Annotated in this window: 13 protein-coding genes, 1 rRNA gene, 1 other RNA gene and 1 other annotated feature; of the genes, 2 read left to right on the top strand and 13 right to left on the bottom strand. The window is 51.9% G+C overall.

The genetic code is table 11. The annotated features are described in order from the left end of the window. Positions 1 to 158: 158 nt before the first annotated feature. The 7 genes from BRO54_RS17200 to tadA form a co-directional block, all read right to left on the bottom strand. A complete protein-coding gene (locus BRO54_RS17200) occupies positions 159 to 422 on the bottom strand; it encodes a pro-sigmaK processing inhibitor BofA family protein (RefSeq protein ID WP_011229537.1) in 264 nt (87 codons plus the stop codon). Positions 423 to 500: 78 nt separating this feature from the next. Beyond that, on the bottom strand, positions 501 to 725 hold the full coding sequence (locus BRO54_RS17195) for a YaaL family protein (RefSeq protein ID WP_074044724.1): 225 nt from the start codon (positions 723 to 725) through the stop codon (positions 501 to 503). Between the two features lie 23 nt (positions 726 to 748). Then, the gene (gene recR, locus BRO54_RS17190) at positions 749 to 1345 is read right to left on the bottom strand and encodes a recombination mediator RecR (RefSeq protein WP_012820426.1); all 597 of its coding nucleotides are present in this window, start codon (positions 1343 to 1345) and stop codon (positions 749 to 751) included. Positions 1346 to 1354: 9 nt separating this feature from the next. Then, on the bottom strand, positions 1355 to 1678 hold the full coding sequence (locus BRO54_RS17185; RefSeq protein ID WP_020279743.1) for a YbaB/EbfC family nucleoid-associated protein: 324 nt from the start codon (positions 1676 to 1678) through the stop codon (positions 1355 to 1357). Positions 1679 to 1704: 26 nt separating this feature from the next. Then, positions 1705 to 3384 (bottom strand): DNA polymerase III subunit gamma/tau, encoded by a 1680-nt coding sequence (dnaX, locus tag BRO54_RS17180; RefSeq protein WP_074044723.1) that lies wholly within the window; start codon positions 3382 to 3384, stop codon positions 1705 to 1707. Positions 3385 to 3503: 119 nt separating this feature from the next. After that, an RNA gene (gene ffs, locus BRO54_RS17175) (signal recognition particle sRNA large type) lies at positions 3504 to 3768 on the bottom strand. A gap of 38 nt (positions 3769 to 3806) precedes the next feature. Continuing rightward, positions 3807 to 4304 (bottom strand): tRNA adenosine(34) deaminase TadA, encoded by a 498-nt coding sequence (gene tadA, locus BRO54_RS17170; protein WP_074044722.1) that lies wholly within the window; start codon positions 4302 to 4304, stop codon positions 3807 to 3809. 85 nt (positions 4305 to 4389) lie between these two features. Here tadA and BRO54_RS17165 point away from each other — a divergent pair, with 85 nt between their 5' ends. After that, entirely contained in the window at positions 4390 to 5676 is a 1287-nt protein-coding gene (locus tag BRO54_RS17165; RefSeq protein WP_074044721.1) for a glycoside hydrolase family 18 protein, read from the top strand. Positions 5677 to 5897: 221 nt separating this feature from the next. On the opposite strand, the gene serS is transcribed toward BRO54_RS17165, so the two are convergent. From serS to guaB, 5 genes are all read right to left on the bottom strand, one after another. After that, positions 5898 to 7172: a serine--tRNA ligase gene (gene serS, locus BRO54_RS17160; protein WP_074044720.1), complete on the bottom strand. Its 1275-nt coding sequence runs from the start codon at positions 7170 to 7172 to the stop codon at positions 5898 to 5900. Between the two features lie 50 nt (positions 7173 to 7222). Continuing rightward, positions 7223 to 7445, bottom strand: a binding site (T-box leader). Positions 7446 to 7454: 9 nt separating this feature from the next. Then, entirely contained in the window at positions 7455 to 8045 is a 591-nt protein-coding gene (gene pdxT / locus BRO54_RS17155; RefSeq protein ID WP_074044719.1) for a pyridoxal 5'-phosphate synthase glutaminase subunit PdxT, read from the bottom strand. Between the two features lie 24 nt (positions 8046 to 8069). Further along, positions 8070 to 8954 carry a pyridoxal 5'-phosphate synthase lyase subunit PdxS gene (gene pdxS, locus BRO54_RS17150; protein WP_074044718.1) on the bottom strand — a complete coding sequence of 295 codons (885 nt, stop codon included), beginning with the start codon at positions 8952 to 8954 and terminating at the stop codon, positions 8070 to 8072. A 130-nt stretch (positions 8955 to 9084) separates the two neighbouring features. Beyond that, a complete protein-coding gene (locus BRO54_RS17145) occupies positions 9085 to 10443 on the bottom strand; it encodes a serine hydrolase (protein ID WP_074044717.1) in 1359 nt (452 codons plus the stop codon). Between the two features lie 104 nt (positions 10444 to 10547). Beyond that, the gene (guaB, locus tag BRO54_RS17140) at positions 10548 to 12014 is read right to left on the bottom strand and encodes an IMP dehydrogenase (RefSeq protein WP_074044716.1); all 1467 of its coding nucleotides are present in this window, start codon (positions 12012 to 12014) and stop codon (positions 10548 to 10550) included. Positions 12015 to 12140: 126 nt separating this feature from the next. On the opposite strand from guaB, the gene BRO54_RS17135 reads away from it, so the two are divergent. Next, positions 12141 to 13118, top strand: a complete 978-nt coding sequence (locus BRO54_RS17135) for a YaaC family protein (RefSeq protein WP_074044715.1) — start codon at positions 12141 to 12143, stop codon at positions 13116 to 13118. Between the two features lie 44 nt (positions 13119 to 13162). Here BRO54_RS17135 and rrf read toward each other — a convergent pair. Next, positions 13163 to 13279, bottom strand: a 5S ribosomal RNA gene (gene rrf, locus BRO54_RS17130). Positions 13280 to 13291 lie beyond the last annotated feature (12 nt).

Genomic DNA, 13291 nt, shown 5'->3' with positions numbered 1-13291 from the left:
AACTTGTTTATCTTGCACACTTTTATTATTATACATATCATTTACTTTGCTGTCAACATATCTTTCATGAACAGCGACATTTATTAATATAATGTATTATCATATAAAAGTCAATAACTTTTAAACAAAAAAATAAAAGGCATCTTGAATAATGATGCCTACAAAATATATCGGTCAATCACGATTAACGCTGCCGCTCCAGGGAGGCCAAGAAATCCACAAACGATTGAGGTGACGAGGTTAATCGGAATATGGATATTAAAATGCCCGCCGATGGCGTTGATGACAAACAGCGCGAGCGCCCCGACGATCAGGCGGATAGCAGCGTAGCCAATCAGGCGAAGCGCTTTGAGGCGGGCACCGACGATAAGCAAAACGGCGATAAGCGCCAGCAACACGGTAATGACGACTTTCGGCTCCAACGTTTGAACCCCCTTTTTGCACGCTTGTACTACCAACGTATGAGAAACAGGGGAAAAAAGAACAAAAAAATAAGGAAGTTAACGCACTTCCTTAAGTGTGATGCGGCGGTGCTTCGCTTCGCGGAGGAGGAAAAAATATTTGGCCTCAGCGAGCTGCAATGCGCTCAGCACCTCCGGAGACGGATCGACGCTTTTTTCGATGAGTTGTTTCTGCTCAAACCATTCAGTTCTAGCCTTTTGCAGTTCAGCCATTAACTTTTCATCAAATTGTCTCTTTAGTTTCCCCTTTCGCCGCCATAACAAACCGATCCCCACCTTCTTTCTCTCTATAGCTCACGGCGCCCTTCCAACGCCTTTGATAACGTCACTTCGTCCGCATACTCCAAGTCGCCGCCGACCGGCAAGCCATGGGCGATGCGGGTGACTTTGATTCCTGTCGGCTTCAACAGGCGGGAGATGTACATCGCCGTTGCCTCTCCCTCAATGTTCGGGTCGGTCGCTAAAATCACCTCTTGGATCGTCTCATCTTGCAATCGCGTGAGCAGCTCGGCGATTTTAATATCTTCCGGTCCGATGCCTTCCATCGGCGAGATGGCCCCGTGCAACACGTGGTACAGGCCGTTGTATTCTTTCATCCTCTCCATGGCGATGACATCTTTCGGATCCTGAACAACGCAAATCGTCGTCCGGTCGCGCCGCTCGTCTTTGCAGATGTAGCAAGGGTCTGTATCTGTAATATGCCCGCAAATCGTGCAATAATGAATATGCCGCTTGACATCAACGAGCGCTTTGGCAAACTCAAGCACGGTGTCTTCTTTCATCGCCAGCACATGAAATGCAAGGCGGGCAGCCGTTTTCGGGCCGATGCCGGGCAGTTTCATAAAGCTGTCAATCAACTTCGATAGCGGTTCTGGATAATGCATACGTTCCCCCTAGAACAACCCTGGAATGTTAAGTCCTTTCGTAAACTGCCCCATCATTTCATTAGCCAACTCATCCGCTTTTTTCAACGCATCGTTTGTCGCCGCCAAAATCAAATCTTGCAACATTTCAATATCGTCTGGGTCGACGACTTCCTCTTTAATTTTGACTTCTAAAATTTGTTTATGACCGTTAGCGACAACGGTCACCATGCCGCCGCCCGCTGTGCCTTCCACCGTTTTTTCCGCCAGCTCTTCCTGCGCTTTTTGCATTTCTTTTTGCATTTTTTGCATTTGTTTTAACATTTTTTGCATATTGCCCATTCCGCCACGCATCATCTTGGCATCCTCCTTTAAACGGTTTATTCTTTAATTTCGATCAGCTCTTCGCCAAACAGCCGCTTCGCTTCGGCGATTAACGGATCTTCTTCGCTTTTTTCCGTCTTTGCGTCCTTATTGCGGATGAACTCTTCTCTTATTTTTCCCCATTCTCCCTCCGGAATGGCTACCATTTCAAAGCGGCGGTTTGTCAGCTCAAACAAAATCGCTTCGACGTTTTCTTTGACCGAACTTGTGGGATCGGTCGCCATTTTGCAGTGGATTTCGTATTTGAATTTTAACACAAACGCTGAGGCGCTCGCTGCAACCGGCTCGCTCTCTTGTAGCAAGGCGGCGTGCGACACTTTATGCTGCCGCTTCAACGTGTCGAGCACATCCGCCCAGCATCCTTTCACCAAAGCCAAATCTTCATGCGTCGCCTGTTTCAACAGCTCGTAAATGCGGCTGACCGGCGCTTTATATCCCCCCGTTTTCGTCGGTTTGGACGGTTTTTTCACCGGCGCGGCAGCCGACGGAGGGGCAGGCGGTTGTTCCTTCAGGCGCCGCAATTCCGCCTCCAGCGTTTCGATCCGCTTTACCAACGGTTCCAACTCGGAAGCGGACAGCGACGGCGCGGCGGCTGATGGATGGCAAAGCTTCACAAGCGCCACTTCCAACAGAAGGCGCGGGTGGTTTGTCCACTTCATCTCTTGCTGGCTTTTGTTCAGCGACTCGATGGCCTCGTATAAATCCGAAACCGGAATCGTTTCCGACAGTGAAGTGAACGCTTCGTCAACGACAGCGATTTGAATCGCTCCTTCCACATGTGGAGCAGTTTTGTACAGCAATAAGTCACGATAATACAAAATTAAGTCTTCAATCAAACGATTCGGATCTTTCCCTTGCGCCATCATTGTTTCCAACTGCTGAAGAACCGCCGCTGTATCTTTGCGGTGGATGGCGTCGATGAAGCTCGATAAGGCGGCAAATGATGCGGCCCCGGTCATCGCCAGCACGTCGTCGAGCCGAAGTTTCCCATCGCTGAACGAAATGGCTTGGTCAAGCAAGCTGAGCGCATCGCGCATCCCCCCGTCTGCAGCACGGGCGATGGCGGACAATGCCTCATCGGACGCCTCGACACCTTGGGCGCTTGCTACATACTTTAGCCGTGAAACGATCGCCGGAAGCGGGATGCGGCGAAAATCGAACCGTTGACAGCGGGAAATGATCGTCGCCGGAATTTTGTGCGGCTCGGTCGTGGCCAAAATGAAAATGACGTGTTTCGGCGGCTCCTCCAACGTTTTCAACAGCGCGTTAAACGCACCGATCGACAGCATATGCACCTCGTCGATGATGTACACTTTGTAGCGGACCGACGTCGGCGCAAACTTCACCTTCTCACGGATATCACGAATTTCATCGACGCGGTTGTTGGAAGCGGCGTCAATTTCCAGCACATCGGGAACCGTTCCGTTCGTAATGCCGAGGCAAGCTGGACACTCATTGCATGGCTCCGCCGCTGGCGTCTGTTCACAGTTGACCGCCTTGGCGAAAATTTTCGCTGCGCTCGTTTTTCCTGTACCGCGCGGGCCAGAAAATAAGTAGGCGTGCGATATTTTATGTTGAAGCAGGGCGCTTTGCAACGTCTTGGTCACGTGTTCCTGGCCGACCATGTCCGCAAAGCGCTGCGGCCGAAACACGCGATATAACGCTTGGTATGCCACGGAAAACGGCCCTCCTCTTCCTCTCGTCCTATCTATTATATAACTTCCTATTGTAATTTAAAATAACAAAAAACCCACTCGTCATGAGTGGGTTTTCCCTTCCGTCCGTTATGGTAAAGCCGTGCACCTTCTGTCGATTAGCTGCCCCGAGCGTTGCTCAAGCAGTTAGCTCAGCCCAGGCGCCCCCGCGGCACATGGGAGCATCCGCTTACTGCTGCTTCCTTCCGGACCTGACAGGGTTCACGGAATCCCATTGCGCGGGACCCAGACGTCAACACCACTTGCTTGAGACAGACCTCGCAACAGACTAACCTCGAGAAGGAATTCAGCCTCGCTAGAGCGGATTGCGAGTACAGGGCACCGCTACCTCCCCGCTTAGCACGGCACTATCAGTATAGCTCGTCTGCGGAAAAAATGCAATGTCAATCGACGGAATTTTCGTTGGCACTTCCGCCAACATTTCTCTTTTGTTCGCGCAATCGTCGAAAAAATTGGCTCAACAGTGAACCACACTCGTCAGCAAGCACGCCGCTTACCACCTCAGCCTGATGGTTAAATCGGCTTTCCTGCAATAAGTTCATCAACGTCCCCGCGCACCCTCCCTTCGGGTCAAACGCGCCAAACACGACCCGTTCGATGCGGGAAAGAACAATGGCGCCTGCGCACATGGCGCACGGTTCAAGCGTTACGTACAACGTCGCCCGCTCAAGCCGCCATGAACCGGTTGCCCGGCATGCTTCATCGATCGCCAAAATTTCTGCATGAGCGATGGCGCGTTGTTTGGTTTCCCGCAAATTATGAGCGCGGGCGATGACACGGCCATCCTGAACGATGACAGCGCCGATCGGCACTTCGCCGATCTGCTCCGCTTTTTTTGCTTCTTCCATTGCCAATCGCATGTAGTACTCGTCGGTGTTCATCGTATACCCCTTCACACAAACGGTCATTTCTCCTTTCTTTTCATCATAGAATATGGAGAATAAAGACGCAACTAGGAGGTCAAGTATGCAAATCCACGTAGTGCAGAGTGGACAAACGTTAAGTGGAATTGCTGAGGCATACGGGACCACGGTGGAAGAAATTGTCCGGGCCAACAAGCTTCCAAACCCTGATAAACTCGTTGTCGGCCAGGCGCTCGTGATTCCGATCGTCGGTCGTTTTTACTGGGTGCAGCGCGGCGACACGTTATGGTCGATTGCACGCCGATTTTCGATTCCGATGCAGCGGCTTGCCGAAGTGAATCGCCTCTCCTTAAACGCTCCGCTTAAGGTCGGGCAGCGGCTTTATATACCGCCCGGCGCCAAGCGAAGAGCGGAGTTTAACGCCTATATTGAACCGCGAGGCGCGACTGTCAGCCCAGCGCTGGAGGCGAGCGCTCGCGAAGCCGCTCCGTATTTGACCTATTTGAGTCCTTTTTATTTTGCGATCCGGCGCGACGCGACATTGCAAGAGCCGCCGCTTGACGACTTTCCGGATATTGCCCGCGCCAACCACGTCACGCTCGTTATGGTTGTCGCCAACATTGAAAACGGGCAGTTCAGCGATGAGCTCGGCGCGCTTATTTTAACAAACAAAACGCTGCAAAACCGTCTGCTCGACAACATTGTCGCGACCGCTAGACGGTATGGCTTCCGCGACATCCATTTTGATTTTGAATATTTGCGCCCGGAAGACCGCGAGGCGTATAACGCGTTTTTGCGCAAAGCGAAACGGCGGTTTGAACAAGAAGGGTGGATGATGTCGACCGCCTTAGCGCCGAAAACGAGCGCGACCCAGCGCGGACGTTGGTACGAAGCACACGACTACCGCGCCCATGGACAAATTGTCGACTTTGTCGTGATCATGACGTATGAATGGGGCTACAGCGGCGGGCCGCCGATGCCGGTGTCCCCGATCGGCCCGGTCCGCCGCGTTCTCGAGTACGCCATCTCTGAAATGCCAGCCGGAAAAATTTTGATGGGGCAAAACTTGTATGGCTACGACTGGACGCTGCCATATGTACCCGGCGGCCCGTACGCCCAAGCCATCAGCCCGCAGCAAGCCATCGCCCTCGCCGCAAAGTATAACGTCGCCATCGAATACGATATGGAGGCGCAGGCGCCGCATTTTCGCTATCGCGACGAAAATGGCCGCGTTCATGAAGTATGGTTTGAAGACGCCCGCTCTATCCAAGCAAAATTTCATCTCGTGAAGAAACTTGGCTTGCGCGGGGTCAGCTATTGGAAACTTGGCCTTGATTTTCCACAAAACTGGCTGCTGATCGCTGATCAGTTTACCGTTGTAAAAAAATAAAGGCATAAAAAACCCGCCGGTCAAGGGCGGGTTTTTTATGATGGGAAACGGCTTTCGGCGGTCACAGCCGTTTCAGACGACAATCTCCTTTTATGCGCGTCAGTCTTCTTCGTCATCGGTTTGGCCGAGAACAAGACGTTTTGTTCCTCATTGCCAACGTCATTCACTATAACACGGCAGTCGGGAAAAGTCAACCAACGATTTGCCTCAAGCGCCTTTCCTCAGCAAATGACGTCCCGATTCCCCATGTACGGACGAAGCGCTTCCGGAACGATGACCGAGCCGTCTTCTTGCTGGTAGTTTTCCAAAATAGCGGCGACCGTCCGCCCAATGGCCAGCCCCGAACCGTTTAACGTATGCACGTACTCCGGTTTCGCTTTCGGATCTCGACGGAAGCGGATGTTGGCGCGGCGCGCTTGAAATGCCTCAAAGTTGCTGCACGACGAAATTTCCCGGTACGTTCCGTAACTTGGCAGCCAAACTTCAATATCGTACGTTTTCGCCGCCGAGAACCCGAGGTCTCCGGTGCACAAGGCGACAACGCGATACGGAAGCCCGAGCCGTTGCAAAATCGTCTCTGCCTGACGCGTCAGCTTTTCCAATTCATCGTACGAGTCCTCTGGTTTTACAAATTTTACTAGCTCTACTTTATTGAACTGATGCTGACGGATCAGCCCTCTCGTGTCGCGGCCGGCCGACCCGGCTTCAGCACGGAAGCAGGCGCTGTAGGCCGCATAGTAAATCGGCAAATCATCGGCGGCCAAAATTTCGTCGCGATGCAGGTTCGTCACCGGCACCTCAGCGGTCGGAATGAGAAAATAATCTTCGCTGTCCAAATGGAACGCATCCTCGGAAAATTTCGGCAACTGTCCGGTTCCGATCATGCTCGCCCGGTTCACTAAATATGGCGGCAACACTTCTTCGTAGCCAAATTCATCGAGATGGATGTCAAGCATAAAGTTGATGAGCGCCCGCTCAAGCCGCGCCCCTAACCCTTTATAAAAGACAAACCGGCTTCCCGCCACTTTAGCAGCTCGCTCAAAGTCGAGCAAACCGAGCCGATCAGCGATTTCCCAATGCGGTTTCGGCTCAAACGAAAACGAACGCGGCTCTCCCCATCTCCGCACTTCAACATTGTCCTCTTCTGAGTGACCGACCGGCACTGATTCGTGCGGCACATTTGGAATCGACAAAAGAAGATCGTCGAGCTCTCCTTCAATCTGGCGGATTTGTTCGTCCATTTGTTTAATGCGGTCGCCGACTTCACGCATTTGGGCAATCAGCGGCTCGGCGTCCTTTTTCTCGCGCTTTAGGACGGCGATTTGCTGCGACACATCGTTGCGCTTGCTTTTCAGCTCTTCGACTTCCGCGATCAAGCGGCGGCGGTCTTTGTCCAATTGTTCAAAGCGGTCGATGTTCGTCAAATCCCCGCCGCGTTGCATTAATTTTTCCTTTACTTCTTGAAACTGAGTGCGCAATACTTTCATATCCAGCACCGTTTTCTACCTCCTTCGCCTTTTATTATACAAAGAAAGCCCCCGTCCCCAAAAGGGACGGGAGCAATCCCGCGGTGCCACCCTTATTGAAGGCCAATCATGCCTTCCACTCATGCCGATAACGGCGGCGGCCGAAAACGCCTACTGGCCTGTTTGGACGGTTCAGCGTTTTGCTCGAGGATGGATTCACAGGCTCTCCCTGCCGGTTCGCACCTACCACCGGCTCTCTGATAAGAAAGGCATCCCGCTACTCGTTCCTCTCATCGCTTTCGCTTTATCGCTTTACTTGAGGCTTGACGCCATTTTCGCTTCTTTGACCATGTTTAGGAAGTATTGCATCAATCGATGGTCATCGGTCAGCTCTGGATGGAACGAACAGCCGAGAAACTGTCCTTGCCGAGCGGCGACAATGCGGTCATTGTATGTCGCCAAGACATCGACCCCGTCCCCGACCTCCACGATATGCGGAGCGCGGATGAAGACGCCGACAAAGCCATCGCCGATGCCTTTGATCAACAACTCGGCTTCAAAGCTCTCCCGCTGCCGGCCGAACGAGTTCCGCTCGACTGTAATGTCCATTAATCCTAAATGTGGCTCGTCATAGCCGACAATCCGCTTCGCCAGCAAAATGAGTCCAGCGCACGTGCCGAACATCGGCTTGCCGGCAGCGGCAAATTGCTTGAGCGGCTCCATCAGCCCATAGCGGTCGATGAGCCGCCGCATCGTTGTGCTTTCGCCGCCCGGCAGCACAAGCCCATCCACCCCTTCAAGCTGCTCCGGCTTTTTCACGACGACCGCCTCGGCGCCGCACGCCTCAATGGCGCGGACATGCTCCCGCACAGCTCCCTGCAGTCCAAGTACACCAATTTTCATCGTTGCTTTGCTCCTTTATCTAGCTTACCAGCCGCGTTCTTGCATCCGGTGCTCCGGCAACAATGTCGCGACATCGATGCCGCGCATCGCGCTGCCCAACCCTTTCGACAAGTGGGCGATCAGTTCATAATCTTCGTAATGGGTCGTCGCCTCTACGATCGCGCGCGCATATTTTTCCGGGTTTTCCGATTTGAAAATTCCCGACCCAACAAAGACACCGTCCGCGCCCAAGTGCATCATCAAGGCCGCGTCAGCCGGTGTCGCGACACCGCCAGCGGCAAAGTTGACGACCGGGAGGCGTCCAAGCCGCTTGATCTCGCGCAGCACCTCAACCGGAGCCCCAAGCTGTTTCGCCTCAGCGACAAGCTCATCTTCGCTCATGTTGACGACTTTGCGAATTTGCGCGTTAACTTTGCGCATATGGCGCACGGCCTCAACGATGTTGCCTGTCCCCGGCTCCCCTTTCGTCCGCAACATCGATGCCCCTTCCGCAATGCGGCGCGCCGCTTCCCCTAAGTCGCGGCAACCGCACACGAACGGAACGGTAAACTGCCGTTTGTCAATATGGAATTCCTCATCAGCCGGCGTTAATACTTCGCTTTCGTCAATGTAGTCGACGCCAAGCGCCTCTAAGACGCGCGCCTCGACGTAGTGGCCGATCCGCACTTTCGCCATGACCGGGATCGAAACGGCGTTCATCACTTCTTCGATCACCGTCGGGTCAGCCATGCGCGCGACACCGCCAGCGGCGCGAATGTCCGCCGGGACGCGCTCGAGCGCCATAACCGCGACAGCCCCTGCCGCTTCAGCGATTTTCGCCTGTTCTGCGTTTACGACGTCCATGATGACGCCGCCTTTTTGCATTTCCGCCATGCCGCGTTTGACGCGGTCCGTACCTGTCAATGCCAACGTTGATTCCCCCTATTCCTAATCCTTATGCTTTGCGAGGCATGCAAAAGGACGATTCCACTGTTTTATTTTACCTCAATTTTTACAAAAATCACAATGGAAAAAAGCTCCCCATCAAGGGGAGTCGATTTTACAACCAGCCTTTCACTGTTTTGGCGACACTTGTCCATAAGTCAACAAACAGTCCGCCGACCGCGCGCATCGAAAGAACAAACCAATTGGCTTTTTCGACTTCAGCTGTTGTGACAAGCGGCACACGGATGTTTTTTTGCATGTCTGGGCTTAAGAAGGCGAGGGCGTCGTCCCCTTTATATTCGAGCGTCATATATCCAACCGTTTCCCCTTTTTTCAAAGGGGCGACTAGCTTTCCTTCTTTTGTAATTTTTTTCTTATTCAACACATATACAGGTTTGTATTGTTTTTCCTCGCCGTTTTTCACAAGCAGATCCAGATTCTTCCCTGTCGCGACACGAACCTCTTTTTCTTTCCCTTTCACGACCGGAAGCGTTTCTTTTCCTTTCAGCTGGTACCCTTTTGGATAAAGCGTCTCGAGGGAGTATTGGTTGAATCCGTAGTTAAATAGTTTTTCTGTCTCTTTAAAGCGCGCCTCTTTTGTTGTTTTCCCGCTTGCATCTTTCGCGTTCATGACGACCGAAATAAGGCGGACGCCGTTTCGTTTCGCCGTCCCGGTGAAACAGTTGCCGGCAAATTCCGTATAGCCGGTTTTCAACCCGTCTACACCTTCATATCCGTACACAAGCCCAGGCAGCATCCAATTCCAGTTGTCCATTTTGATTTCGTCTTCCGTTCCTTCTCGGAACATTTTATGAGGAATGCTTGCCGTCTTCAGCACTTCCGGATGATCCTTCAGCAACTGGTAAGCAAGCATCGCCATCGACCGTGCAGACATGACATTTTCCTCATTTGTACTTGTCCCTTCTGGATGAAATCCTTTTAAATCCTCATTGCTTAATCCAGTTGCGTTGACAAATTTATAATCTTTCAGTCCGAGTTCCTTCGCCTTGTCGTTCATCATTTTTACAAAATTTTTCTCTGATCCGGCGATGATTTCGGCAATTGCGACCGTAGCCCCGTTCGCCGAATAAATAGCCATCGCCTCGTACAGCTCACGCACCGTATACTTGCCATCTTTTCGCAACGGGACATTGGACAGCGCCCGGTCTTGCGACAGCCGGTACACGTAATCGCTTGGCGTGTACGTTTGATCCCACTTGACGCGATTCGCCTTAATGGCGTCAAGAAGCAAATACTCGGTCATCATTTTCGTCATGCTGGCAATCCCAAGCACTGTATCGATATTTTTTTCATACAAAATTCTTCCCGTTTGCGCATCCACTAAAATCGCAGCGTCCGCCCGGATGTCAAGCGGGGCGCTTTCCGCCTTCACCGTCTGTTGAAACGGACCAAACGTTAAACAAAGGCAAATCGACAGCAGCCAAAACAACCAGTTTTGTTTTCTCCTCCTCACAATGACACCCTCCTCACACAACCGTTATTGTAACATACCGTCGACCAAAAAAATAGACGGAGGACATGTCTCCGTCAAAGTTGAGCCGATCGGCACAACTCCGATCAAAAAGCAGAGTAGTTCGGCGCTTCTTTCGTAATTTGCACGTCATGCGGATGGCTTTCACGAAGCCCGGCGCTCGTCATGCGGATAAACTGCGTTTTTTCGCGCAACTCTTCCAAATTGCGTGTTCCACAATAGCCCATGCCGGCGCGCAACCCACCGACAAGCTGATAAATCGTGTCGGCAAGCGGCCCTTTGTACGGAACGCGTCCCTCGATGCCTTCCGGGACAAACTTTTTCGCATCTTCTTGGAAATAGCGGTCTTTGCTGCCGCGCTCCATGGCTGCGACCGATCCCATGCCCCGGTACACCTTAAAGCGGCGGCCTTGGTAAATTTCCGTCTCACCTGGGCTTTCGGAAACACCAGCAAGCAAGCTGCCGAGCATAACCGCATGCGCCCCAGCCGCAATCGCCTTCACAATGTCGCCGGAATATTTGATCCCCCCGTCAGCGATGATCGGGACACCGTGTTTGCGCGCCTCAGTCGCACAGTCGTAGATCGCGGTAATTTGCGGCACCCCAACCCCGGCGACAACCCGGGTCGTGCAGATGGACCCAGGACCGATTCCGACTTTAATAATGTTCGCCCCAGCCTCAATCAAGTCGCGCGTCCCTTCAGCTGTCGCGACATTGCCGGCGATGATGTTCAAGTCCGGGTATTGGCGTCGAATGTTGGCCACCGTCTCAAGGACGCCTTTCGAATGGCCGTGCGCCGTGTCGACGACAATGACGTCAACCCCCGCCTCAACAAGCTTTTTGACACGGATCATCGTGTCCGCCGTCACCCCGACGGCCGCCCCGACAATCAGCCGCCCTTTCGCATCTTTCGCCGAATTCGGGAATTCAATGACCTTTTCGATATCCTTGATCGTAATTAATCCCTTCAGCACGCCGTTTTCATCAACAAGAGGCAGTTTTTCGACCTTGTGTCGCTGCAAAATTTTCTCTGCTTCCTCCAACGTTGTCCCCACCGGAGCCGTAATCAAGTTTTCCTTCGTCATTACCTCGGAAATTTTAATCGAATAGTCTTGAATGAAACGCAAGTCACGGTTCGTAATAATGCCGACCAATTTTTGCTCCTCGGGATTGTTGACGATTGGCACCCCTGAGATCCGATATTTGCTCATTAAGTGTTCCGCATCATACACTTGATGATCCGGTGTTAGGAAAAACGGATCCGTAATGACGCCTCGTTCCGATCGTTTCACCTTGTCGACCTGCTCGGCCTGCTGTTCGATCGACATATTTTTGTGAATGATGCCAAGGCCTCCTTGACGCGCCATTGCAATCGCCATCTCCGCTTCGGTGACCGTATCCATCCCGGCGCTGAGAATTGGGATGTTCAGATGCAACGTATCGCTCAACTTCGTCGTTACATCAACATCGCGCGGCAATACGTCCGACTTTGCTGGGATGAGAAGAACATCATCAAACGTCAATCCTTCCTTGGCGAATTTCGCTTCCCACATGTTTTCTCCCCCTTGTCCGGAAATATTATTAGTAGCTTAACAACTGGTTAAACTACTGTCAAGAGAATCAAGAAAATGTCCAACTTTTCAGTTATTTCAAGACAATTCTATGTAAGGGGGGTAAAAATGTTCGGAAATCACGGTCAACTGTTTCGCCTTTCTGTTTTCCGCTCGGCCGATACTGCGCAGCAATTTTTGCGGCAATGCTATCAACAACTGCAGCGGGATGACGCCGTTCAACGCAGTTATGCGAACTGTTACCCATTTTTATATTACCTGGAACACGGGCAAAACTTTTACGCCGCTGCCCAGCAGGCGCCGCTGTCCATCAAGCCGGTTCTCTTGTTTTACGGCATGGTGCAGCTCTTAAAGGCATGCCTGCTCACTGTCGACCCCGACTACCCGGAATCGACATCGGTCTTGGCCCACGGTGTATCAGCAAGAAAACGAAAAAAACAGGGCTACGAATTTTTAGATGATGAAGTGAAAATACAAAAAAACGGTTTATTCGCACATTTTTCTGAAAAAATGTTTCATGTGAAACAAGAAGCTGGGGAAAAATTTCGCATGGGCGCGCTGTTGCAACGAATTAGCGAGCTGCATGAAACGTTTTTTCTTCTAAGCGGGCGAAAAAAACCGTTATCCTTGCCTGTTGTACATACTGCTTCGCCGCCGATGCTCGCCATCCCAAAAGTGATTTTGGATCACTATCATATGTCGTTGTCCCGCTTTGTCCAATATCTCTGTGAAGAAGGACAAGGAAAGCGGCTTTCGTTCGCCAAAGAAGAAGGGGAATTTCTGTATTTTCATATAGAATCGCCGCTGTCGCCGGCCGGAGAAGGTCCGTTTTTATTCCATCTTGACGGTACGCTCCGAATTCCAGTCAAGAAAGAGAAAACATTCTCGCTTCCAGAAATACACGCCCATTACTTGTTGCTGTATAACTTGAGCATGATTTCGCGCTATGAGACGGAATGGTGGAGCGAGCTTCTCCATTCTTACCCGAGCAAGGCACACACTTTTATTCTCGAGTTTCTCTCCGTGTCGGCGGAAAAAGTTCCGTTGCTGCTTCATGAATACTTAATGCGAAAATTTTTGGGTTGAATCAAATAGAAAATCCCCTGCTGTATATACAGCAGGGGATTTTCGCCTAGCAGCGACCTACTCTTGCAGGGGCGCTGGCCCCAACTACCATCGGCGCTGGAGGGCTTAACTTCCGTGTTCGGGATGGGAACGGGTGTTTCCCCTCCGCCATAGCCACTAGGCAAGCGAAAAAA

The sequence above is a fragment of the Geobacillus proteiniphilus genome, assembly GCF_001908025.1.
In the GTDB taxonomy this organism is placed as follows: domain Bacteria; phylum Bacillota; class Bacilli; order Bacillales; family Anoxybacillaceae; genus Geobacillus; species Geobacillus proteiniphilus.
This window is presented reverse-complemented; position numbering and strand designations above follow the sequence as displayed.